At 52.6% G+C, this 24,045-nt stretch carries 24 protein-coding genes; 6 read left to right on the top strand and 18 right to left on the bottom strand.

The window, feature by feature from the left end; translation table 11 throughout:
• Positions 1–3: 3 nt before the first annotated feature.
• The 10 genes from pheS to NH344_RS12630 form a co-directional block, all read right to left on the bottom strand.
• A complete protein-coding gene (gene pheS / locus NH344_RS12675; protein WP_044629431.1) occupies positions 4–1,023 on the bottom strand; it encodes a phenylalanine--tRNA ligase subunit alpha in 1,020 nt (339 codons plus the stop codon).
• A 156-nt stretch (positions 1,024–1,179) separates the two neighbouring features.
• Positions 1,180–1,533: a 50S ribosomal protein L20 gene (rplT, locus tag NH344_RS12670; RefSeq protein WP_009097607.1), complete on the bottom strand. Its 354-nt coding sequence runs from the start codon at positions 1,531–1,533 to the stop codon at positions 1,180–1,182.
• A gap of 57 nt (positions 1,534–1,590) precedes the next feature.
• Entirely contained in the window at positions 1,591–1,785 is a 195-nt protein-coding gene (rpmI, locus tag NH344_RS12665) for a 50S ribosomal protein L35 (protein WP_009724291.1), read from the bottom strand.
• An 81-nt stretch (positions 1,786–1,866) separates the two neighbouring features.
• Positions 1,867–2,406: a translation initiation factor IF-3 gene (gene infC / locus NH344_RS12660; RefSeq protein WP_074210535.1), complete on the bottom strand. Its 540-nt coding sequence runs from the start codon at positions 2,404–2,406 to the stop codon at positions 1,867–1,869.
• Positions 2,407–2,418: 12 nt separating this feature from the next.
• A complete protein-coding gene (thrS, locus tag NH344_RS12655) occupies positions 2,419–4,341 on the bottom strand; it encodes a threonine--tRNA ligase (RefSeq protein ID WP_044629433.1) in 1,923 nt (640 codons plus the stop codon).
• 212 nt (positions 4,342–4,553) lie between these two features.
• A complete protein-coding gene (locus NH344_RS12650; protein ID WP_044629434.1) occupies positions 4,554–5,423 on the bottom strand; it encodes an OmpA family protein in 870 nt (289 codons plus the stop codon).
• Between the two features lie 246 nt (positions 5,424–5,669).
• Entirely contained in the window at positions 5,670–6,137 is a 468-nt protein-coding gene (locus NH344_RS12645) for a DUF2489 domain-containing protein (RefSeq protein WP_044629435.1), read from the bottom strand.
• A gap of 57 nt (positions 6,138–6,194) precedes the next feature.
• On the bottom strand, positions 6,195–7,262 hold the full coding sequence (locus tag NH344_RS12640) for a COX15/CtaA family protein (RefSeq protein ID WP_253027990.1): 1,068 nt from the start codon (positions 7,260–7,262) through the stop codon (positions 6,195–6,197).
• A gap of 36 nt (positions 7,263–7,298) precedes the next feature.
• Positions 7,299–7,805, bottom strand: coding sequence for a hypothetical protein (locus NH344_RS12635; RefSeq protein ID WP_089675208.1), 507 nt, complete (start codon positions 7,803–7,805; stop codon positions 7,299–7,301).
• A 1-nt stretch (position 7,806) separates the two neighbouring features.
• Positions 7,807–8,451, bottom strand: a complete 645-nt coding sequence (locus NH344_RS12630; protein ID WP_323133901.1) for an SURF1 family protein — start codon at positions 8,449–8,451, stop codon at positions 7,807–7,809.
• Positions 8,452–8,512: 61 nt separating this feature from the next.
• Between NH344_RS12630 and NH344_RS12625 the strand changes: the two genes are divergently transcribed.
• Positions 8,513–8,701 carry a DUF2909 domain-containing protein gene (locus NH344_RS12625; RefSeq protein WP_044629439.1) on the top strand — a complete coding sequence of 63 codons (189 nt, stop codon included), beginning with the start codon at positions 8,513–8,515 and terminating at the stop codon, positions 8,699–8,701.
• Between the two features lie 7 nt (positions 8,702–8,708).
• Here the strand turns inward: NH344_RS12625 and NH344_RS12620 are convergent, their stop codons facing one another.
• From NH344_RS12620 to NH344_RS12600, 5 genes are all read right to left on the bottom strand, one after another.
• Positions 8,709–9,569: a cytochrome c oxidase subunit 3 gene (locus tag NH344_RS12620; protein ID WP_058576337.1), complete on the bottom strand. Its 861-nt coding sequence runs from the start codon at positions 9,567–9,569 to the stop codon at positions 8,709–8,711.
• Positions 9,566–10,150, bottom strand: coding sequence for a cytochrome c oxidase assembly protein (locus NH344_RS12615; protein ID WP_058576336.1), 585 nt, complete (start codon positions 10,148–10,150; stop codon positions 9,566–9,568). The genes NH344_RS12620 and NH344_RS12615 overlap by 4 nt, the downstream gene beginning before the upstream one ends.
• A gap of 36 nt (positions 10,151–10,186) precedes the next feature.
• Positions 10,187–11,845 carry a cytochrome c oxidase subunit I gene (gene ctaD / locus NH344_RS12610; protein ID WP_044629442.1) on the bottom strand — a complete coding sequence of 553 codons (1,659 nt, stop codon included), beginning with the start codon at positions 11,843–11,845 and terminating at the stop codon, positions 10,187–10,189.
• A 48-nt stretch (positions 11,846–11,893) separates the two neighbouring features.
• The gene (coxB, locus tag NH344_RS12605) at positions 11,894–13,009 is read right to left on the bottom strand and encodes a cytochrome c oxidase subunit II (RefSeq protein WP_044629443.1); all 1,116 of its coding nucleotides are present in this window, start codon (positions 13,007–13,009) and stop codon (positions 11,894–11,896) included.
• 125 nt (positions 13,010–13,134) lie between these two features.
• Positions 13,135–13,308 (bottom strand): DUF2970 domain-containing protein, encoded by a 174-nt coding sequence (locus tag NH344_RS12600; protein WP_082051444.1) that lies wholly within the window; start codon positions 13,306–13,308, stop codon positions 13,135–13,137.
• Positions 13,309–13,648: 340 nt separating this feature from the next.
• Here NH344_RS12600 and NH344_RS12595 point away from each other — a divergent pair, with 340 nt between their 5' ends.
• Complete coding sequence (locus NH344_RS12595; protein ID WP_054641114.1) at positions 13,649–13,885, top strand: hypothetical protein; 237 nt, start codon at positions 13,649–13,651, stop codon at positions 13,883–13,885.
• Between the two features lie 14 nt (positions 13,886–13,899).
• On the opposite strand, the gene hrpB is transcribed toward NH344_RS12595, so the two are convergent.
• Positions 13,900–16,344: an ATP-dependent helicase HrpB gene (gene hrpB / locus NH344_RS12590; protein WP_253027989.1), complete on the bottom strand. Its 2,445-nt coding sequence runs from the start codon at positions 16,342–16,344 to the stop codon at positions 13,900–13,902.
• Between the two features lie 3 nt (positions 16,345–16,347).
• Complete coding sequence (locus NH344_RS12585) at positions 16,348–16,998, bottom strand: TetR family transcriptional regulator C-terminal domain-containing protein (RefSeq protein WP_062373908.1); 651 nt, start codon at positions 16,996–16,998, stop codon at positions 16,348–16,350.
• Between the two features lie 207 nt (positions 16,999–17,205).
• On the opposite strand from NH344_RS12585, the gene xdhA reads away from it, so the two are divergent.
• The 4 genes from xdhA to guaD are packed head-to-tail and all read left to right on the top strand — an operon-like array spanning position 17,206 to position 23,242.
• Positions 17,206–18,657 (top strand): xanthine dehydrogenase small subunit, encoded by a 1,452-nt coding sequence (gene xdhA / locus NH344_RS12580; protein ID WP_253027988.1) that lies wholly within the window; start codon positions 17,206–17,208, stop codon positions 18,655–18,657.
• On the top strand, positions 18,641–21,064 hold the full coding sequence (gene xdhB / locus NH344_RS12575; protein WP_074210527.1) for a xanthine dehydrogenase molybdopterin binding subunit: 2,424 nt from the start codon (positions 18,641–18,643) through the stop codon (positions 21,062–21,064). Before xdhA ends, xdhB begins: the two co-directional genes overlap by 17 nt.
• Positions 21,061–21,930 carry a xanthine dehydrogenase accessory protein XdhC gene (gene xdhC / locus NH344_RS12570; RefSeq protein WP_044629449.1) on the top strand — a complete coding sequence of 290 codons (870 nt, stop codon included), beginning with the start codon at positions 21,061–21,063 and terminating at the stop codon, positions 21,928–21,930. Before xdhB ends, xdhC begins: the two co-directional genes overlap by 4 nt.
• A gap of 1 nt (position 21,931) precedes the next feature.
• Entirely contained in the window at positions 21,932–23,242 is a 1,311-nt protein-coding gene (gene guaD, locus NH344_RS12565) for a guanine deaminase (protein ID WP_044629450.1), read from the top strand.
• Between the two features lie 153 nt (positions 23,243–23,395).
• On the opposite strand, the gene NH344_RS12560 is transcribed toward guaD, so the two are convergent.
• Positions 23,396–24,045 (bottom strand): group II intron maturase-specific domain-containing protein (locus NH344_RS12560; protein WP_290444036.1); only part of this gene is annotated, 650 nt, incomplete at its 5' end.

Here is a 24,045-nt window from a genome sequence, read left to right as displayed (position 1 = left end):
GTCTTAGGTGAATTGACGAAGAAAGCGCAGGTCGTTCTCAAAGAACAAGCGCAGGTCATTAACGCCGTAGCGCAGCATCGCCAAACGCTCTGCGCCCATACCAAAGGCAAAGCCGGTGTATCGTTCGGTATCAATGCCGGAGTGCCGGAAAACTTCAGGGTGCACCATCCCGCAGCCCATCACTTCCAGCCAGCCGCTATGTGAGCAAACACGACAACCGTTACCACTACACATCACGCACTGAATATCGACCTCAGCAGAGGGTTCAGTGAATGGGAAGTAAGAGGGGCGGAAGCGGACCGATAGATCATCACGCTCAAAAAACGCCTGAAGGAAGTCTTCAATGGTGCCTTTTAGATCAGCAAAGCTCACGCCCTCATCGACCAACAGACCTTCTACCTGATGAAACATCGGCGTATGTGTCAGGTCCGAGTCGCTGCGATAGACGCGCCCCGGGCAGACGATACGGATGGGCGGTTCACTACTCTTCATGGTGCGTACTTGCACAGGAGATGTATGAGTGCGCAGCAAGCGTGTCGCGTCGAAATAAAACGTATCTGCCATCCCCCGCGCCGGGTGATGCGCGGGAATATTGAGCGCCTCGAAGTTATGGTAGTCATCCTCAATCTCAGGACCTACCGCCACATCATAACCAACGCGGGTAAACAAACCCTCTATGCGCTCAAGCGTGCGTGTCACAGGGTGCAAGCCACCACTCTCCTGCCCACGCCCCGGCAATGTTACATCGATCCGCTCAGCTGCCAAGCGGGCATTCAGCGCTTCACTCTCAAGCTGCTGGCGTTTGGCGTCTATCTCGGCTGATAGCGTTTGCTTGGCTTGGTTAATTTGCTCACCAGCCGCAGGACGCTCTTCTGCCGATAGCTTGCCCAGCCCTTTCAATAAGGCCGTCACTTCGCCTTTTTTACCCAAGTAACGTACGCGCAACTCATCTAGCGCTGAGACACTCTGCGCAGCTTGAATAGCATCGCGGGCCTCTAACACCAGAGTAGGAAGGTGGTCCATCCGATTTACTCCGAATTAAGCGGTTCCATCTTTCAAGATGGCTGGCATGTTGAAGGTGACAAAAAAACAGGGGAAGAGCGGCTGCTCTTCCCCTGCATGGGTCACACTGAAATGACCTCGACATTTCACACTGAATTTAGCTCAGTGCAAATTGCCTTATTGGGCAGCCTTGGCTTTTTCCACGATAGCAGCAAATGCCGCTTTTTCGTGTACTGCCAGGTCGGCCAATACTTTACGGTCAATTTCAATACCGGCTTTCTTCAGACCGCCAACAAAGCGGCTGTAAGACATGCCGTTGATACGCGCACCAGCATTGATACGCTGAATCCACAGCGCACGGAATTGGCGCTTGCGGTTGCGGCGGTCACGGTACGCATACTGGCCGGCTTTGATGACAGCCTGTTTGGCTACGCGGAAAACACGCGAACGGGCACCGTAGTAACCTTTGGCCTGCTTCAGTACTTTTTTATGGCGACGACGGGCAACTACGCCACGCTTAACACGGGTCATAACACACTCCTGACTTTATGACTGAGGCTAAATGCACTCAGATAAGAAAATTCGACCTTACAGGTTCGGCAGCATGCGCTGGATCAGCGCTTTGTCGGAAGCATGAATCTGCTTCATGCCACGCAGCTGACGCTTACGCTTGGTCGACTTCTTGGTCAAGATGTGGCTACGGAAAGACTGCTTGTGCTTGAAGCCGTTAGCGGTCTTTTTGAAGCGCTTAGCAGCGCCGCTGTTGCTTTTGATTTTCGGCATGAGAGAACTCCGCTCGATATTTTTTAGAAAACCCAGGGCCGACCAGCGCCTTCGCGCTGGCCCGTTAACTTCGCCGTTGGATCACTTCTTTTTCGGGGCAAGAATCATGATCATTTGGCGGCCTTCCATTTTCGGGAAAGACTCCACCACTCCGATCTCTTCCAGGTCTGCCGCGATCCGTTCCATTAGCTTACGGCCAATGTCCTGGTGCGCCATTTCACGACCACGGAAGCGCAATGTGACCTTACCCTTGTCACCACCTTCCAAGAAGCGGATCAGGTTTTTTAGCTTCACCTGATAATCGCCTTCGTCGGTGCCAGGACGGAATTTAACTTCCTTAACCTGGATTTGCTTCTGCTTTTTCTTTTGAGCCGCTTTCTGCTTTTTGGTCTCAAAAACGAATTTGCCATAATCCATGATTTTACAAACAATCGGATCGGCATTCGAAATTTGCACGAGATCTAAACCGGCAGCTTCCGCACGCTCAAGAGCCTCAGTGGTGGGCACAACACCCAACTGCTCACCTTCGGCATCAATTAGACGTACTTCTTCTTCGGTAATACGCTCGTTCATTGGAGGGCGTTTGTCTTGTGGACGCCCGCGCTGATTGCTTCGCTTGATCGCTCCGTCTCCTTAGGCAATTGACGATGTCGCCAGGGCTGCTCGCTCTGCATTAAAACGTTCGATGAATTCATCGACAGTCATGGTGCCGAGGTTTTCGCCGCTACGAGTTCGCACGGCCACTGAGTCAGCTTCGACTTCCTTATCTCCCACCACAAGGAGATAGGGAACTTTCTGTAACGTATGCTCACGGATTTTAAAGCCGATCTTCTCGTTCCTCAAGTCCGCCTTAACCCGTAAGCCATTTTTTTGCAGCCGCTGCTCCAAATCAAGCGCGTAATCACGCTGCGCGTCGGTAATGGTCATAAGCACAGCTTGCTGCGGGGCCAACCATAGTGGCATAGCACCAGCGTAATGCTCAATTAGTATACCCAGGAATCGTTCAAATGAGCCCAGGATAGCACGATGGAGCATTACAGGGGTTTTACGCGTGCCGTCTTCATCGACGTATTGCGCCCCTAAACGCCCTGGCAAATTAAAATCTAGCTGAAGAGTACCACACTGCCAAACACGATTCAGACAATCTCTTAACGCAAACTCAATTTTCGGCCCATAAAACGCACCTTCACCCGGCTGCAGATCCCAAGCCAAGCCAGTAGCGTTCAGCGCGGCCTCAAGGCCCTGCTCTGCCCGATCCCACATTTCGACTTCACCCAGAAAGTCTTCGGGACGGGTGGAGAGCTTGAGCTCAACGTCTTCAAAACCGAGCGTTTTATAGACTTGCAGCGTTAGAGCAATAAACGCCTCAGCCTCAGCCTGAATCTGACTTTCGGTACAGAAAATATGGGCATCATCTTGCGTAAACCCACGAACCCGCATCAGACCATGCAGCGAGCCTGAAGGCTCATTTCGATGACAGCTACCAAATTCAGCCAAACGTAGCGGAAGGTCACGGTAGCTCTTAAGGCCTTGATTAAAGACCTGCACGTGACATGGGCAGTTCATCGGCTTCACCGCATACTCACGCTTTTCCGACTCTGTGGTGAACATCAATTCACTGTAATGTCCCCAGTGGCCTGATTTCTTCCACAGTGATAAATCCACTACTTGCGGCGTTTTGATTTCCTGGTAGCCATGCTCACGTTGAATTTTACGCATGTACTCTTCTAACGCCTGATACATCGTCCAACCGTTAGGGTGCCAAAAAACCATCCCAGGCGCTTCTTCTTGAAGGTGGAACAAGTCCATCTTCCGCGCTAGCTTACGGTGGTCTCGCTTCTCAGCTTCTTCCAGCCGCTTCAAGTAAGCTTTTAACTGCTTTTTATCGCCCCATGCCGTGCCATAAATGCGCGTCAGCATCGGATTGGAAGAGTCACCACGCCAGTAAGCACCTGCCAGCTTCGTCAGCTTAAATGCCTTTAAGTGTCTTGTGTTAGGCACATGGGGCCCACGGCACATGTCCGTGTACTCTTCGTGGTGGTAAAGGCGGATAGTCGCACCTTCCGGGATATCACGGATGATCTCTTGCTTATACGGCTCATTACGCTTTTCAAACGTTGCCATCGCTTGGTCGCGGCTGACGTATTCACGAATAACATCGTACTCATGATCGATGAGCGACTGCATGCGCTTTTCAATGGCCTCCATATCGTCTGGCGTGACTGATTTGCCAAAGTCAATGTCGTAATAAAAGCCATCATCAATGACCGGACCGATGGCCATTTTGGCATCGGGATATAGCTGTTTCACCGCATGACCAATCAAGTGAGCACACGAGTGACGAATAATTTCCAAACCTTCTTCATCGCGGGCAGTAATAATAGAGACGTCCGCATCCTGCTCAATCATATCGGCAGCATCAACCAGCACCCCGTTAATTTTGCCTGCCACACAGGCCTTGGCCAAACCAGGGCCAATGGACTCTGCCAGCTGCATAATAGAGAGTGGTGCTTCAAACGTTCTTTGGCTGCCATCGGGCAGTGTCACAATAGGCATTCAGGTATTCCTTGAGCGCAGTGGTGATCCATACCAAGGATCACATTTCGCTATCAATGGTCGGGGTATTGGGCACATCTTGAAGGCTGCTCAGCCTACCAGAATTTATGACTGCGTAAAATAAAACGGGAGGCATAAGCCTCCCGTTCTTTGTCAAAGGGTTTAACGAACCAGCATGCTGGCTCTACCCATTGATTAATCAGCTAAGTGGATTACTTCCACTCATCCAGTTCTACACGACGGTTCTGGAAACGACCCTCTTCGGTATCGTTGGTTGCCACGGGACGCTCTTCACCGTAGCCCACAGCACGCATACGGTTAGCTTCGACGCCGCGCTGGTTCAGATAGGTTGCAACGGACTCAGCACGACGCTGAGACAGATCCTTGTTGTACTGGTCAGAACCACGAGAATCGGTGTGACCTTCAATGCTCACACGTACATCTGGGTTGTTAACCAGACGCTCAGCAACGCCGTTAAGAACATTTTGTGCATTCGGTGTTAGCTGGGCGGAATCGAACTCAAAGTTCACATCCTGAAGAACAACGCTTTCCGGGCAACCCAGTGCGTTTACGTCAACGCCTGCCGGGGTATTCGGGCACTGGTCACGGTAATCCGGCACGCCGTCGTTATCGGAGTCCAGCGGGCAACCGTTGGCGTTAACTTCTACACCAGCCGGCGTGCCCGGGCACTGGTCACGGTAGTCCGGCACGCCATCACCGTCGGAGTCCAGCGGGCAGCCTTCGGCATCAACAGCAACGCCAGCTGGCACTTCGCCGTAGCTCGGGCACTGCGGTGCTACCGGCTCAGGTGTACGATCTGCACACAGCAGACCACCGATAGCTGCGCCAGCCGCTGCGCCGGTTGCGGCACCCGCTTCTTCATCTGAGCTGCTGCTGGTGGCATAACCAATGCTACCGCCGATGATACTGCCCGCCAAACCACAAACCGCGGGGTGCTGGTACCAGCTTTGGCCGCTGTTGGCGCCTGCTTGGCCAGAAGACTGAGAGGCTGAGCTAGCGCAACCTGACAGGCCGACGACTAGAGCAGAACCGATTAGCAAGCCAGTCGTTGATTTTTTCATGCAAGACTCCTTCTTGATCCAATGCTGACATGGTCTAGAGACCAAATCTATCCAATGCTTCTTATGGCGAGAGCATCCATTTTTCGCTGTTCTGATCCAGGACGGGGTTCCCCTGCCCCTGAAACTGAACGTGGTGCCTATCATTAACGTTTCAGCGTTAGAAGGCAACAATGCCGAGATATCAACTTCTTGCCAATACCGACCTTACCAGCATAGCAAAGCTCACATCGATGGCATTAAAAATTTTTAATGAAGAGCGGAAGGGCCTTTAGCGCGCCATTTAATTACCTCTGCGGCGGCTGCGAGCACCGCAGGGCGCATCTCATCTTCCACAGCTAGCCTTTCCTTGTCCTCTTGCATTCTTTCCCGTGGGGTCAACTGTTTGCGCGCAGAGTGCGTCTTGAGATGACGCGTACGGCTATAAACCTCGGCGAACGCCTGAAACTCAGGTCGTTCAGAAAGACTTGGATCGACGATTTCAAGCAGCACTTTACAGCGCCAGGAACCCTCGGTGATGTCGACTTGCTCTTGGACGAGAGCGCTCACCACGTAGTCCAGATTTTCTAGGCTGTTTTGCTGAGCGCGCCGCTCTTCGTCAAGTCGAAATTCCTCGCGTCGCTTTACCTCTTTACGCAAGAAGAAAGCATAGCCGCCGAGTGCAGCGATGACCGTAACAGCCAGCGCAAGCAGTATAAGTGCAACCGTAGAACTCATAGAGCTCCTTATACCCAGTAAGTAAATAGCTTAACGAGAATTGTACACCTAATTGCCTCAAGTAGACCAACCTGATTCATGCGCCTTCAGGTTGCTTGCATTTGATGGGCAAAGAACAGTAGCCTGCCCCGCCTTTTGGTACCGCCAGCACCACCACGCCCATCCCATGCTCAGCGCTAGCAATACAGCCCCTGCCGTATGCAACAAGGCTAACCAAAGCGGCAGCCAGAGCAGAACGTTAGCGACCCCAAGCGCCACCTGTAAGCAATAAGCTCCTAATGCGAGACTCAAGGCGGTGCTGACTACTTTGATGCCCCGATAGCGCCACCATAACGCTAGTAAAGCGGCACCCAACAACAGTGCTCCCATACGATGGACCATATGAATAGCGGTGCGAGCATCTGCGTGTAGTTGACCATGGAGATAATTAGGGCCAACGCTTTGGGTTAGGTGGAAGCCTTCGCTTAGGTCCATGCTTGGCCACCATTGTGAATTACAGGTAGGAAATCCCTGGCAAGCAATACCGGCATAGTTGCTTGTGACCCAGCCACCCAGTGCAAGCTGCAACAATAAAACCCCACCTGCCAAGTACCACAGTACGCCACCCTTTTTAGCTTGCCCTATTTGCCCACGCCATGAACGGCGTATGCGAAGATGTAGCCAAAAAAACAGCATTAAAACGCTCAATCCTCCGAGCAAATGCAGCGTGACAACCTGTGGCCACAACTTAAGAGTAACGGTAAACGCACCAAACGCGCCCTGAACGAGAATAACGATCAGTAACGCCAAGCTAAGTCGCCATGGATATTCTGGACGTTTGCGCAGTGACCAGCCCATTGCCACGATGGTGAGCACAATCAAGCCCAATAAACTGGCTACATAGCGGTGAGCCATCTCTACCCAGGCTTTGAAGGGCTCTAAAGGAGCATCAGGATGTCGAAGCGCCGCATGATCACTATCGGGAACAATGAGTTTGCCATAACAGCCAGGCCAATCAGGGCAGCCTAGGCCAGCATCCACTAACCGAGTCCATGCGCCTACCAATATGACGAACGCAGTCAACAGGGTTCCCGCCAGCGTAACCCTCATGAGCCAACGAAGACGGCACTCTCGGTAGGTCTTCATTAAGTTTCCTTACGGCTATTGCTAGCCGAACATAAGCTAAATAGAATTTACTTTGAATAGATGCCGGATGTCATCAAGAATCTCGGCGGTTGCCGCTTCTTGAGTAAACGCGAGTGCTGGCCTTCCCATAGGGTCGAATAACCAAACGCTGTGCGCAATGCTCCAAGAGGGTACGCTTTGCCAAACTGTCACCGCCTCCCCAGGCAGCGTGGCATCGTCACCACCAACTCTTAATCGCTTTAATCGAGTGGCTTCACGCCCTAATGCACGGTGTAACCGCCACAGTTCATCCTGTTGCTGCACACAGTTTGCGCCGCAGTCTAATACCAGCGTCCATTGTTCAGAGGCAGTGATGGAAGCCATCAACGGCCAATCCTCAAGCGGCGGCACATCTATGGTTACTTTTCCGTGGGCAGTATGGCCCTGAGGAATTCCCACATTCCAAGTCACCATTCCCCAGGCCGTCACAATAGGAGCGGCAAAAATGGCAAACAAGAGAACCACCTTAAGCCTTGCGTAACGCACTGGACGACGGTGGTGCATGTTAACGCCCTCCTTCGTAGCTTTCTCGAAAGTCGCTCACTAGACGGTATCCACCCAATAGCATGATCACCAACGCTGCCAGCGCCAGTCCCCACCACTGAAAAGCGTAGCCAAGATGCCGGCTTGGCGGCATCACATTTGCCTCCCACCAAGGGGTAAAAACACCCGCACCCTGCTGGGCATGAAGCCAGCCATTATGGCTGAAGACGCCCAACGCCTCTTCCCAAGGAGCCAAGCTCAGCTGTTGCAGCCTGACGCCTTCTTGGTTGGCTCCATAAAGCGGCCCTTGCGATTGCTCCGCCTGCCACTCGCCAGACACCTCAACCGTGCCATGAGGGGTGAATACCGAAGGAGACGCCCGGCTTGTACCTGTTTCAATAAAACCACGTTGTACTAACCAGAGCTGCCCATGAGAGTCTTTCATCGGTGTCAACACCGCGACGCCTAGGCGACCATTAACGATACGGTTATCTAAGTAAAGCGTGTGCTGCTCAAGATAGTCGCCACGTAGATGCACCTGCGCCCCTCCTTCCGGTGTTTGGATTGGCTCAACCACTGTTGGCGCTGCATCACGAATGGCTAGCAGTTCACGCTTGTCAGCGGCCCTTTCCCACTGCCATAGTCCTAGGAGCAACCCTAAAACCACTACAACACTCCAAAACACACACCATCCGTATAGTCGCGCTGGAAAATAAGAGGGCTTCATCATGTGGTTAAAACTGCTCATTGCATTAGTGTTTATAGGAATAGTGGTCAGCTTAGCCGCAGGTGCAGGCTTTTTACTACATGACGAAAGCACCTCCAGGCGGTTACTCACATCACTTAAATGGCGCATTGCGTTAGCCTGCGTATTGATGGCCCTGCTTCTCTTTGGTTTCTTATCTGGCGAGCTTTGATAACTCACTAAAATACATAAACAAAGATAAAAAGCCCTACCCACACTACATCAACGAAATGCCAATACCAGCAGGATGCCTCAAAACCAAAGTGATGATCGTTAGTAAAGTGACCTTTGATAATTCTTACCAGCATGCTCGCCAAAATGAGCGTACCAATAATGACGTGGAGACCATGAAAGCCTGTCAATATAAAAAAAGTAGCCCCAAAAATACCGGCCTCTAGGGTAATGCCGTAATGATGATAGGCTTCATAATATTCGACGCCTTGGATAAGGATAAAGCAAATGCCCAGCAGTACTGTGCCTGCTAACCAGTTACGACAGGTCTGACGATAGCCAAGCTTCAGAGCTTCATGGGCAACCGTTAGTGTGATACTTGATGTCACCAAAATCAGCGTGTTCACTAAGGGTAATTGCCAGGGGCTAAGTACGCTGGAGGGCCCTGCCACAGAGGCATCAGGGGGATTGAGTAGCGGCCATTGAGGAACAAATTCGGGCCATAGCAAAGCAGATACGCCTTTTGCCCCCTCCCCTCCTAGCCATGGAATTGTGAAGGTCCTTACATAAAACAGTGCGCCAAAAAAAGCGGCAAAAAACATGACTTCTGAAAAAATAAACCAGCCCATTCCCCATCGAAACGAGCGATCCATTTGTGCGTCGTATAAACCGCCCATCGACTCGTGAATGACGTCTCGAAACCAAAACCCCATGACACAAATAACGCTTAGTAAGCCAATAACTAACAATGGCGCCCCGGTGTTGTAAACCAGCTTGATACCAATACCGGCCATCATGGCACCTAGCGCAAGCGACCCTAAAATAGGCCACCGGCTATTCGCAGGAACGTAATAGCTGCCGCCGCTCATATTTTATCCCCCGCCGCGTTATTGTTATTGAGTGGATTAAGCGCAATGCGCTGTACCGGGTATAGGGTATACACCAAGGTAATGGTGCTGATTTCTTCAGGTAAGTCTTTAGCTAACTGAAACACCAGCGGAATGGTTAGTCGCTCATCGCCTTGTAGCTGCTGTTCTTGGAAGCAAAAACAGCTGACTTTACGTAAATGCGTTGTTGCACTAGAGGGTGAGACGCTAGGCACAGCGCGTCCCCAGCTTTCTTGGTGGCTGTTATTCGTAAAGGTAAAATCCACTTCTGCGGTTTGGCCTGGATGTACCCGCATTTGCCGCGTTTCAACACTCATTTGCCATGGCAGCCCCGCACTACCACGGGTAATAAATTGAACCGTAATGAAGCGCGACTGATCCACCTCTTCATGAATGATAGCTTTTGCCGTGGTATCGACCTTTCCGTTTAAACCCGTTACCTGACAAAACACGTCGTAAAGAGGAACTAAGGCAAACGCAAAGGCAAACATGCCAATAAGGGCTGCGACGCTGCGAATGACGGTCCGCCTAACGCCAGCTTGTTGAGAACCATCTGCTGCCATTTTTCATCCCTCCGCCTTCTCCAACGCTTTTATGCATTAATCGTGCGATTGAGCACGGTGAAATACCGGCGGCGTTTCAAAGGTGTGTAACGGCGCAGGGCTAGGCACACTCCACTCTAAATCAACAGCACCCTCCCAAGCTTTTGCAGGCGCTTTTTGGCCACCTCGTACACACAGCACTACCACCAGCACAAAAAGTAGTTGCGAGGCACCAAAGAAGAAGGCACCAATACTTGAGAGCAGATTAAAATCAGCAAATTGCAGCGCATAATCAGGGATGCGCCTAGGCATGCCTGCCAAACCGGCAAAATGCATGGGGAAAAAGGTTAGATTGACCCCAATGATTGAGCACCAGAAGTGGCACTGCGCCAGACGTTCGTTAGGGTAATGGCCTGTCCATTTAGGCAACCAGTAGTAAACGCCCGCCATGATGGCGAAGATCGCGCCAGGCACCAATACATAGTGGAAGTGCGCCACCACAAAGTAGGTATCGTGGTACTGAAAATCGGCGGGTGCGATGGCTAACATCAGGCCTGAAAAGCCGCCAATGGTAAATAGCACTACAAACGCCAACGCAAAAAGCATAGGGGGCTCAAAACTAATCGACCCGCGGAATAGCGTTGTCACCCAGTTAAATACCTTCACCCCTGTTGGCACAGCAATCAACATGGTGGAGTACATAAAGAACAGTTCTGCCGTCAAAGGCAGGCCCACGATAAACATATGGTGCGCCCACACCAGAAATGACAGCAGCGCAATGGCTCCAGTGGCATAAACCATCGAGGCGTAGCCAAATAAGGGCTTACGAGCAAACGTAGGGATAATCGCCGACACGATGCCAAATGCTGGCAGGATCATGATGTAGACTTCTGGGTGGCCAAAAAACCAGAACAGATGCTGGAATAAGACAGGATCTCCTCCGCCCGCTGCATCAAAGAAGCTAGTCCCAAAGTTAATGTCCATTAACATCATGGTAATGACGCCCGCTAACACCGGCATAACGGCGATAAGTAGAAATGCCGTAATCAGCCATGTCCAAACGAATAGCGGCATATCCATCATGCGCATGCCAGGCGCACGCATATTCAGGATGGTCGCGATGATATTAATCGCCCCCAAAATAGAGCTAATGCCTGCCATATGCAGTGCTAAAATAAAAAAAGTCGTTGAAGCTGGCGCATACGTTGTTGATAACGGAGCGTAAAATGTCCAGCCAAAGTTGGGGCCGCCCCCAGGCATAAAAAGAGTAGACAGCAGCAGGGTAAAAGCGACCGGAAGTAGCCAAAAACTGAAGTTATTTAGCCGCGGCAAGGCCATGTCAGGGGCTCCAATTTGCAGCGGAATCATCCAGTTAGCTAGGCCTGTAAACGCTGGCATAACGGCTGCGAACACCATAATTAGGCCATGCATGGTGGTCATCTGGTTAAAGAACTCGGGCTCTACCAACTGCAAACCAGGCTGAAATAGCTCAGCCCTAACCACGAGCGCAAAAATGCCGCCGACAAAAAACATCGTGAGCGAGAAAATCAGATATAGCGAGCCAATCTCTTTATGATTGGTGGTCAGCAGCCAACGCATCAAGCCTTTGGGTTGGGCTGCATGAGGGTAATGCGACTGGCCCTCCTGAGACTGGCCACCAGCCACGGCAGACGAACTATGCTGCAGTGAGTGTTGTGGAGGTAGTTTGGGCGCCATATGTCTCTCCGCATGCTTGTCGTTTTAGTAGAAGAAGTTGGTCAACACCTACTGGGCAATACGCTCGGCCACCGTAGCTGGCTGAACGGTATCACCAGTCTCATTCCCCCAAGCGTTGCGCGTATAGGTCACAACAGCCGCTATCTCTACCGGATTCAGCGTATTGCGGAAAGCAGGCATGGCGGCTCCAGAAACACCGTTAATCACGCGATCCAAATGCCAGTCGAGTTCATTAATAAGCTGTTCATTTCCGGCGAGCGCTGGAAAGGCTGGCGGTGCGCCCTGCCCTTCGCCTTGATGACAGGAAGAGCAAATAGATTGATACACCTCTTCACCGCGAGCCATTAGCTCCTCTATAGCCCATTCGCGATCAACACCCATTGCCTCTTGCTCAGCAGCCTCTTTGCGCTCTTCAAGCCATGTTTCAAACTCCGCTTCTTCCATGGCATGCACCACAATGGGCATAAAGCCATGATTCACACCACACAGCTCGGCACACTGGCCACGATAGATACCAGGCTCGTTAATTTGCACCCAATTTTCATTAATAAAGCCAGGAATGGTGTCTTGTTTAACAGCAAGCTCTGGAACCCACCAGGAGTGAATCACGTCGTCTGATGTCATCAGAAAGCGTACTTTGCGATTAATAGGCAGCACGAGAGGCTCGTCAACATCAAGCAAATAGTGCTCGTCTCGATCGGATTCGCCTCGAATCTGTTCGCGTGTGGTGCTTAAGTTCGAGGTATAGGCAATGTCCTCTCCTAGGTATTCGTAACGCCAGCGCCACTGCTGCCCCGTGATCATAATGTCTAGATCCGCTTCAGAGGCGTCATACATATTTTTAAGCGTGGCCGTCGCAGGTACCGCCATACCTACCAAGATCAAAATGGGAATGGCCGTCCACAGCACTTCAACGGAGGTATGTTCATGGAAGCGGGCAGCTTTGGCTCCTTTAGAGTGGCGATAGCGAAACAAGGAGTAAAACATGACACCAAAGACGATCACCCCAATCACTACACACACCCAAAATATGGTCATGTGTAGGCCAAAAATATTGCGGCTGGTATCAGTGACCCCCACCGGCATATTCCAACTGCTAGCGTGGGCTTGAGAGAGACTTGCGACACTGGTAATGGTGAGAAGCCATTGCCACGGTAAGCGCATAGAAACCTCCTTTATTCTTATTGTTCTCGCCAACCCTTTTATTAGGTCAGGGTTAAGTGATATCGATCAGTATAGAAAACATGTGGCATTCGTCACGAACTACTATCGTGATGCCTCTCAACGCTTCATCCCGCTGCATAAATCGCAATACCCGCTAAGAGCAGCACAAACATCATCGTCACTACCACCGCCGTGATAATGAAGGCGACTGGCTTGCCGTTTGAAAAATCCTGCTGACGCTGGCGGTCATTCTGAACACCTAGTAGTGCTGCTAATACTGACTTAACCACTGACCACATAGAGCCTCCCTCAAGGTTGAGGTATTGCATACTCAATTTGGCAACTGCCCTGAAGCACTCAGCTATAGTTGAGGATAGGCAATTTTATGAATCGTGCTGCCTGAAAAGCAGCTTGATCAAAAAAAGAGTTTGCTAACGAGCACTATCAGGCATTGGCAAAAACGCTAGCCGATGCCCATGCTGACCGCATAGCTGGCATGACGCAGCTATCGAACGACTTTCGACGCTGCCTTTGGGAGGAAATTTAGCGACTCGTAAATAAGCTTGCGGCTTGTAGTCTGGCAATTCACACTATGCATCACCAAGTTAAAACCAAAATGGCCTGTCAAGGGAGCCGTGTATGCCCAAGCATCGTGGAGTCGTTCTTCGCCACCTGTGTTTCGCCTTATTGCCGCTTTTGCCACTCGCGGGCTGCACCACTTATACGTGGCCAGATGGTTCCCAAGAGACCGTACTGGGCGTAGTACCTGAAGATGAAAACCGCCGCTATGAAGAGCCCCAAGCCGACGGTGTACGCTACCGCAAGCCCGGTGAAATTCCAGAAGAAACCCCGCGTGAAGACACTCCGAGCAACTAAGAAAGGCAAGCCTTTCAACGCTGGCGGCGCTTTGTATATGCTGTGGCTTGAGCGGTAAGAGGATCTTCTGGCCAAGGGTGCTTTGGGTATCTCCCGCGCATTTCTTTGCGTACTTCTGAGTAGCCGTTCAACCAAAAGCTTCGCAAATCTTGAGTCACCTGCAGTGGCCGCCGTGCAGGGGAAAGCAAGTGAAGTGTCACTGGTACACGCCCATCCGCTACGGTGGGCGTTGCCTGCCAGCCAAAGGCTTCCTGAAGCTTCAACGCCAGCACCGGTGGCCTGCCTTCCCGGCAGGGTGTGTAATCCACTTTAACGGCATTGCCACTAGGCGCTTCTATCAAACTGGGCACTAAACGCTCTAGCTGAGTCTGCTGCTTCCAATCAAGCGTGTTCATTAAGTACGTTTGAAACGGCAGTTTTTGCAACTGCGTTAAGCGCGTCAGACCCGCCATATAGGGGGCCAGCCATGTCTCGAGACTGCCTAACAACGCAGAGTCGGACCAATCGTTCCACTGTTCAGGATAAGCGCCAAAGAGCAGCGCCATTCTCCCCTGCAGTTGAACCACTTGTGCGTTAAACAGCATGTTGGGACGCTGTTTTAACGCTGCCATTAGCGCTTTTTCTACCGCGTCGGCAGGCAACCGACGCAGTGGGCGTGTTGCTAACACAAGCTCACTGTGCCGCTGAACGGCTTCACCAACCAGCTTACCCTGCTCTTCTGACCAGACAATGCGCTCTTCCCACTGCTGGGTCTCGGGGTAAAAGTTAGTCAGCGTGGCTAACGTGATAGGCTCTGCTAAATAGATGCCTGCCTCGCTGTTAGCGCTCTCTACACTCACTGCCACTAAAAAAGGCTCTTGAGCCAGTGGATGGTGAGCAGGTAGCGTAGCGGTTTTACCGTTAGCCAGTTTAAAACGACCCGGTGTCATCAGCTGAGCGATGCGATCCGGGTATGCTAGGCAAAGCAGCGCACCAAGCTGCTCCAAGGAGCTGTGCCGCGCCACAGGCGAACGCATCAGGCTCGACAATCGCTTTACTTCATGTCGCCACTGAGGATAAGCCGCAGGCTGGTTAACCCTTTGAGCTAAGGCGTCGCGCAGCGTGCCATTGATGCGCTCCCTGCCTTCCATTAAAGCCGCTAAGGCACAGGCAAGTGGCACCGCTTCAAATGATGCCGCTTGAATGAGCATGGTAGCTAAACGCGGTTCGAGGGGCAGTTGAGCGCTCTGTTTACCCAGCGGGGTCAACATACCGGCACTATCTACTAAGCGAAGCTGCTGCAACAGCGCTTGGGCACTTTTCCATGCTCCTTCAGGTGGCTGCGTCACCCATGAAAGCTCACTCGGCGAGTGCACACCCCATAGCGCTAGCTCTAGCGCTAATTTAGATAAATCAGCCTGCAACATCTCAGGCTCACCATAAGCGACCAGCGGCTGCTCAGCTGACCATAAACGGTAACAAACGCCTGGCTGCTGCCTACCCGCTCGGCCACGTCGCTGGTCAGCACTCGCTCTATTCACCCGCCGGGTCATGAGACGCGTAAGCCCAGTGCGAGGGTTAAATAGCGGCACTCGTTCTAAGCCAGCATCAATCACGCTATTGACGCCATCGACGGTAACGCTGGATTCCGCAATGGCGGTTGAAACGATGACACGTTGCCGTGTTGTAAGAGGCCGCAATGCCGCTTGCTGGGCGTCGAGCGGCATGCTTCCATGAAGCGCACGAATCTCAACATCCATACTGCTACTTTCTAGAGCCTGCACAAGCTGGGAAATTTCTGCGATACCGGGCAGTATTACCAGCACATCTCGGCTACCCTCTCGCTTCAGTGCCTCCTTGGTGACTCGCAAGGCAGCCCTATCTAATGATTCATGAGCCTCCACAGGACAGTAGCGCGTTTCCACTGAAAATTCGCGGCCACTACTCTCAATAACGGGGGTGTCACTACCTAACACACCTTTTAAAGCAGCGACATCCAATGTGGCAGACATCACCATTAGCCGAAGATCATCACGGATGCTCTCTTGTACATCCAGTGCTAACGCAAGTCCTAGGTCTGCTTCAATGCTTCGCTCATGAAACTCATCGAAAATAATGCCCGCCACCCCTTCCAATAAAGGATCGTCTTGCAGTATGCGGGTAAGCACGCCTTGGGTGACCACTTCCAGCCGGGTATTGGGGCCTACATTGCTATCGCCCCGCATCCGGTAACCCACCGTTTCACCTATCTGTTCGTTGAGCTGTGACGCCATAAAGGTGGCTGCCAAGCGAGCGGCGACACGACGCGGCTCTACCAGTAAGAGACGCTGACCTTGCGCCCAGGCGCTGGAGAGTAACATTAGCGGGACACGGGTTGTTTTACCGGCACCTGGTTGAGCCACCAGAATAAGCCGAGTGTGTTCGGCTAGCATGGTTTGAATGGAGCTTAGATGTTGTTCAATGGGAAGCGATATGGTCATGAATCAGTGCGAGGTTGCATTTGAGGAAGTAATACCGCATCCCTTCAGGATAACGTGCTCAAGGAACTGACAAATGGAAGCCAAGTCAGCCTCACTCAGCGCTTCTTCCCCAAGAATGCCGGTCACTTGAGCGCTATATTCCGTGTAGTGCTGAGTGGCCGACCAAATTAGAAAGATCAGCCAACGTGGATCAACATCGTCCATTTTACCCTGCTGGGCCCACTGACGAATAATCACTGCGCGGGAGGCTACCCACTCCTTTAGTTCGCCGGCGAGATACTCTTTTAAGAAAGGTGCCCCCGCCAATATCTCTGCGGCAAACAGTTTGGACCCCTCAGGGTAACGCTGCCCAAGCATCATTTTGGTGCGAATAAAATCACTGAGTACCTGCCCTGGGTCGCTATCCTCAGTAATATCCTCTAGTACCGCATTCCAGCGATTCATCATCCGATTTAGCAGTCGCACATACAGCGCCTGCTTGCTCCCCATATAATAAAGAATATTGGCTTTTGGCAGCTTAGCTTGGTCTGCAATCGCCTGCAGGCTAGCACCACGATAACCATGTTGTGAAAACACCTGCTCTGCAGCGCTTAATATGGTTTGTTCAATACGGTCCCTGCTGGCATTTTCTTGGTTCGCGGTATCAGCCGTCATTCAGTAAGCTCCTTTAATAAACCTTGCAGTGTAATCGCGAGAAATGTCTACCAAGCGTGCGTGTCGCATCACTGTGCATTTTGCAGTGCGATGCTCACTAATAGTGCATGTCACATCTCATATAACAAAGTCTTGCAAGATTTGCATTTTTGTCCCAAGCTCAACATTGTTGACCGATCGGTCAAAACAATCATAACGGAGTTTGGCATGGCAACAATTGAGTTTTTGCTCAATGGCACCCCGACCCGGTGTCATGTGCCCTCTGACACAAGCATTCTAACGCTGCTACGCGACTATTTGGGGATGACCGGCACGAAAGAGGGCTGTGCATCGGGTGACTGCGGCGCATGTACCGTCGCCATTAAAAGCGATACAGCGCCTCATTTTGTAAGCCTGAATGCGTGTATTACACCCGCTCACCAGTTACATGGCCAGCACTTGCTAACCGTAGAGGGCTTGGCCACTGACGAAGAACTTCACCCGGCACAGCGTGCCATGGTGGAGTGCCATGGCAGCCAGTGCGGCTTCTGCACGCCCGGCATCGTAATGTCGCTATTTACGCTACATTCACAACAGCAACAGCGGCCAGCACCCCTTACGCCAGAGCGGCTTGAAGCAGCACTGGGCGGCAACTTGTGCCGTTGTACCGGATATCGGCCTATTCGTGACGCAGCGCTAAGCATGCAGGAGTCTTCTTGGAAAGCACCGCAATGGATTGATGCCAGCCAACCCGCTCATACTCCACTTACCGCTCCTCAATCTGCGGAAGCCAACACGGACCTTTTTGCTCAGCCCACGACACTGAGTCAACTAACTGAACTACGCCGACACTATCCATCTGCACGCCTTGTTGCCGGTGCCACCGATCTGTGGCTGGAAAATACGCAGCGCCTGGCGTTGCTTAATCAACTTATTGATGTCACACGGGTTGATGAGCTACGCCATATTGAAGAAGCCATCTTTGATGAGCAGCCAGGCTGGTGGGTAGGCGCAGGCGTCACCTATTCACAGCTCGAACCACTGCTAGAAACCCACTATCCCGCCTTTGCACATCTACTTCATCGGCTCGGCTCACAGCAGGTGCGTAACCGCGGCACACTGGGTGGCAATATTGCCAACGCATCGCCCATTGGCGACACCCCGCCCGTACTGCTGGCGCTCAATGCCTGGGTAGAACTGGCTAACCAGGATGGCAGTCGCGCGCTGCCGCTGAGCGACTTCTTCCTGGATTATAAAAAAACGGCGCTGGCAGCGGCTGAAGTCGTGAGTCGAATATTTATTCCACAATTAGCGGACGACGCCGTCCTGAAAGTATGGAAACTCTCCAAACGGCGTGAAGACGACATTTCTGCCGTACTAGGAGCCTTCCATTATCGTATCGACGATGGCGTTATGCAGGATGTTCGTATCGCCTTTGGCGGCATGGCGGCCATCCCTAAGCGAGCGCTACAAACAGAGGCAGCGTTAACAGGGCAGCCTATCGCGAAAGAGAGCTTTCAAGCGGCACAGCGGGCGCTATCGGAAGAGTTTCAACCCATGAGCGATGTGCGCGGTACTCAACACTATCGTCATCAGGTGGCAACCAACCTGCTCGAACGCCTTTATCTATCGCTCTCAGTACCTAATCAAGAGGTGATGCTCCATGCGTACGCTCACTAAGCTTGATGGCGACAGCAGCCGCGCTCGCCGCGAGCTGCATGACCATATCCAAGGTTCTGGTCCACTGGCTCGCCATACGGTGGATAGCCACGGGCAACGGCAAGCCGGTGCTTCCAGCTTCCATGAAAGCGCAGAGAAACATGTCACCGGTAAAGCAACCTATATTGATGACATTAAAACACCCCAAGATGCCCTGTACGTGGCGCTCGGCCTTTCACCTGTCGCTCACGGCACGCTAACGAAACTGGAACTTGATGCTGTAAGACAGGCGCCTGGCGTTGTCGACGTGATCACTCTCCATGATGTACCAGGACACACAGATATTGGGCCGGTATTCCCCGGCGACCCTATTTTTGTCGACCAGGAGATCAGTTACGCGGGACAATGCCTATTTGCGGTGGCTGCCACCTCTTTACAGGCAGCTCGCCAAGCCGTGAAGCTGGCCACACTGCATATCGACGAACAGCCGGCTAGCCTAGATCCTGTGGCCGCTGCTGGACGTCAAGAGGTTGTGCGCCCAACCCACGTGCAGGAGCGGGGCGACTGGCAAACTACCTTACAGCAAGCCGAACAAACTATAGAAGGCGAGCTATTTATCGGTGGGCAGGAGCACTTCTATCTCGAGGGCCAAGCGTGCATTGTGGTGCCTACGGAGGATGAAGGGGTGATGGTTCATACCTCTAACCAGCACCCCAGTGAGACCCAAAAATTGGTGTCGGAAGTGCTCGGTATACCTTTTCATGCGGTCACTGTAGAAGTGCGCCGTATGGGCGGCGGCTTTGGCGGTAAAGAGACACAAGCATCGCCCTGGGCCTGCATTGCCGCCATTATTGCTCGGCGTACCGGTAAAGCCACGCGACTTCGCCTGCCACGCAGTGAAGATATGCGTGCCACTGGAAAACGCCACCCTTTCCATAACCGCTATCAATTAGCGATTGATGCCCAAGGCGTTATCAAAGGCGGCGATATTACCGTTATTGGTGACTGCGGCTATTCACCAGATCTCTCTGATGCCATCGTTGACCGCGCGATGTTCCACGCGGATAACGCTTACTCATTGGGAGATGCCCGCGTCACCGGCCACCGCGCTAAAACCCATACGGCGTCAAATACCGCCTTTCGTGGTTTTGGTGGCCCCCAGGGCATGATGATCATTGAAGCGGCGATGGATGATATTGCCCGCCGCGTTGGTGAAGATCCTTTAACGATTCGTAAGCGCAACTTTTACCGGGAGGGGCGAGATACCACCCACTATGGTCAGCAGGTTGACCAAAAGCAGCTTCTGCACACGCTGGTTGACACCCTGGAAACGAGCAGCGACTACTGGGCACGCCGACAACACATTCGGGACTACAACGCGGCAAGCCCTGTTATTAAAAAAGGGCTCGCACTGACTCCTGTCAAGTTCGGTATCTCTTTCACCGCCCAGCATCTTAATCAAGCAGGGGCACTGCTGCATGTCTATACCGATGGCAGCATCATGATTAACCACGGCGGCACAGAAATGGGCCAGGGGCTGCACACAAAAATCTGCCAAGTGGTTGCCCGAGAGCTTGGACTAGACCTGGATAGCGTGCGGATCAGCGCTACCCGCACAGATAAGGTGCCTAATACCTCACCCACCGCCGCATCCAGCGGTGCTGACCTAAACGGTATGGCAGCACGAGACGCCGCAAGCAAGCTTCGGGAGCGGTTGTTTGAGTTTGCAGCGGGGCATTTTGAGGGCGGGTTAGATAGAGAAGGCATGAGGCTAGAGCATGGCATGCTCATCGCTGGCATTGGCGAAAGTGAGCGTCGAATTCCTTGGGGCGAACTCGTTCAAACCGCCTATTTGAACCGTGTCTCTCTTTCTGAGAAAGGCTTTTATGCCACGCCGTTAATCCATTACAACCGGGCTACAGGCCAAGGCCGCCCTTTTTATTATTACGCTTTCGGCGCGGCAGTGGCTGAAGTGAGTGTAGATACACTCAGCGGGGAGTATTTGGTTGACCGTGTTGACGTACTACACGATGTAGGCAACTCACTGAACCCTGCTATTGATATTGGCCAAGTAGAGGGTGGGTTTATTCAAGGCATGGGCTGGCTGACCAGCGAAGAGCTGAAGTGGAACGCCAAGGGAGTGCTCGTCAGCGATGGGCCAGCCACTTATAAAATCCCTACCTATGGCGACTTACCGAAAGTATTCAATGTCGATCTGCTGGAGGGGCACCCAAACTCTATGGCAAGTCTTTACCGTTCCAAAGCGGTGGGAGAACCGCCCTTTATGTTAGGTATGTGCGTGTGGTCTGCACTTCGGGATGCACTAGCAAGCCTAGCGGATTATCGCGTCTCCCCTCACCTGGACACGCCAGCTACACCTGAAAGAGTCATGCTGACAGCCAATGCCATTAGGAATAAAGCGTTATGACGCAAGCGCCCGAAGCATGGCACGCTGCGCTGAACCGCCTGCAGCTCAGCGGTACTCCTCACGTGCTGGCAACTCAGGTGACCAGCGCGGGCTCGACTCCTCGTGAGCCGGGCGCGCGAATGGTGATCACCGCTGATACTATTTTCGATACGCTGGGAGGAGGAACATTTGAGTGGCAAACCATCAGCGCCGCCCGAGACTTCTTGCAACAAGGCAGCGCTGGCTTTCATTTAGAGACTTTCTCGCTGGGTGGGCGCAGCGGCCAGTGCTGCGGCGGCTTTGTTAACGTACTACTGGAAGTATTTCCCGGTGTTTCCAGTCACATTGCGCTCTTTGGGGCCGGTCACGTGGGTTGCAAGATCGTTAAACTCAGCGCTCCTTTGCCCTGGCACCTTGATTGGTACGATAGCCGTACCGATATATTTGACGAACAAGATGACCAGCAGCCTCGCCTTAGCTGTCACACACTAACAAGCCCCCAAGAGAGCGTTTTGGCACTTCCACCACATTGCCATGTCCTGGTACTCACTCATAACCATGACGAGGACTACGCACTGATAGCGGCGCTACTTAGACGCGCTGACATAGCCTCTATCGGGCTGATTGGTTCTGATAGCAAATGGACTAGCTTTCAAAGTCGTTTGAAACGCGATGGTTATAAGCCAGAAGAAATACAGCGTGTGCGCTGCCCTATTGGCGCTGTTCATGGCACCAAACTCAGTAATAAAACGCCCTACGCGATTGCTATGACAGTGGTCACTGAGCTTTTATGGCTTACTGATAAACCCACTGCCCACCAAACCCGAGGGCTTGAGCCTGACGCACTGCGCTCTCTATTTCACGATACTGCGACAAACCCGAGTTAATATGACTTCTACTGATACGCTTATCCGTGCGGAGCTAGTTAGCTTTGCCCGCGACCCAGGCGACGGCAACTTGCCTCAACCGGGCAGTCTTGAGCACTACGGCGACGGTCTTTTATGGCTTAAAGAGGGCCATATCCAAGCGATTGGGCACTATGCCGACCTCATTGACCAGCTACCACCAAATAGCCAAGTGCTCGATTATCGCGGCAGACTGATTATGCCTGGGTTTATTGATACCCATGTGCACTACGTTCAGCTTAATATCATGGCCTCCTACGGGCGTCAACTGCTGGACTGGTTGAATGACTATACCTTTCCTGAGGAGTGTCAGTTTGCCAGCCACGCCCATGCAGAGGCACTTTCTAACGCCTTTCTAGACGAAATGCTCCGTGCAGGCACAACGACAGCCCAAGTGTTCGGCTCGAGCCACCCAGGCTCGGTAGATGCCTTCTTCACGGCTTGCCAAAAACGCCAGCTGCGTATGCTGGTAGGAAAAGTCTTGATGGATCGCAACGCGCCTGATGCGCTGATAGATGGCACTACGGGAATCTCCGATACAGAGCGTTTGATTGAAGACTGGCACGGCAAGCAGCGTCTTGGTTACAGCGTCACGCCACGGTTTGCGCCGACATCTACCAAGACACAGATGGATGCTGCTGGTGCCCTGCTTCGCAATGACCCTACTCTGTGGTTACAAACTCACTTGGCTGAAAACAGCGGAGAGTTAGACTGGGTCGCCGAACTCTTCCCAGGCAGCAGGGACTACCTCTCTGTTTATGAAGAAGCTGGCCTAGTAGGACCACGCAGTACTTTTGCCCATGGCATCCACCTTGATAACGGAATGCGCAAGCGTTTGGCCGAGCGGGGCGCTAATATTGCCTTTTGCCCTAGCTCCAACCTTTTTCTTGGCAGCGGACTCTTTGATCGAGAAGCGGCGAAAGAGACTGGGATGGCATTTACCTATGCCAGTGACATTGGCGCAGGTACGGACCTATCAGGCTTTGGCACCTTGAAAAGTGCCTATCAGGTTGGCCAACTACGTGGGCAGCCGCTTACCGCTTGGCAAGGCTTCTACGGATTAACCCACGGTAATGCAAAGGCACTCTCGCTGAACAGTCAGGTTGGCCAGCTTGCCCCCTCCTATGAAGCAGATTTTGTGGTTATTGATCCTCATGCTACATCGCTCCTTGAGCGCCGCATCCAACACTGCAACACGCTTGGCGAGCGTTTATTTGCACTGATGATGCTTGCTGACGACCGTGCCATTTATGAAACCTGGGCGGGTGGCATTTGCCAACACCGCAGGGATTAACCTCAGCCATTGCTACACAGCCATAAAAGCCGCTCATAAAGAGCGGCTTTTATGGATTATTCCGCGTCTTAGCATGCCCACATCGAGTAGGAAGGGGAGTCGCCTCCCCTGTCCTCTCACACCACCGGGCATACGGTTCCGTACCACGGCGGTTCATGAACAACGTTTGAGCCATCTTACCGTATCGAGTATCGAGATCAGGCCCAGATCGTAAAACCACTTTCTCGGCAGGGCCTCATTCATGTGCGAGGCTCCGGCGTTCCACCAGGGCCCTCGCCCATTGCCCGCCGATTTCCAGGCACGATTCGCGTCCAGACCTAGGCCTCGGAGTTTCCGACGCCGGGTCGTCGGGCGCTTCCATTGCCGCCAGATCAGACCGCGCAAGCGCCGTCGTATCCATTGATCCAGCGCTTCCAAGGGGCGTTTCACATCAACAAGGCTGAAGTAATGGGCCCATCCTCGCAGGACTGGACTCAACCCTTCGATTACCCGTTGGATGTTACGCCCCTTACCACGCTTCAGTATCTCACGGACACGCTGCATCATGCGCGTCAGGCTACTCTTGGCTAGCGTCAGCTTCGACTGCTTGTGCCGCGTAAGACTGTAGCCTAGATAGCCGCGTTTCCATGGCCGATCCACTGCACTTTTGCGGCGGTTGACCGTCAGCCGAAGTGAGTTCTCGAGATACTCACTCAAGCTGTCCATAACACGCTCGCCTGCCCGCCAGCTTTTGACATACACCTGCACGTCATCGGCGTAGCGGCAGAAGCGGTGGCCTCGACGTTCCAGCTCCTTGTCCATGT

The organism is Halomonas sp. Ps84H-12, from assembly GCF_024124725.1.
Lineage (GTDB): Bacteria > Pseudomonadota > Gammaproteobacteria > Pseudomonadales > Halomonadaceae > Vreelandella > Vreelandella aquamarina.
The sequence above is the reverse complement of the archived record's forward strand: the minus strand, read 5'-3'. Positions and strand labels throughout refer to the sequence as shown.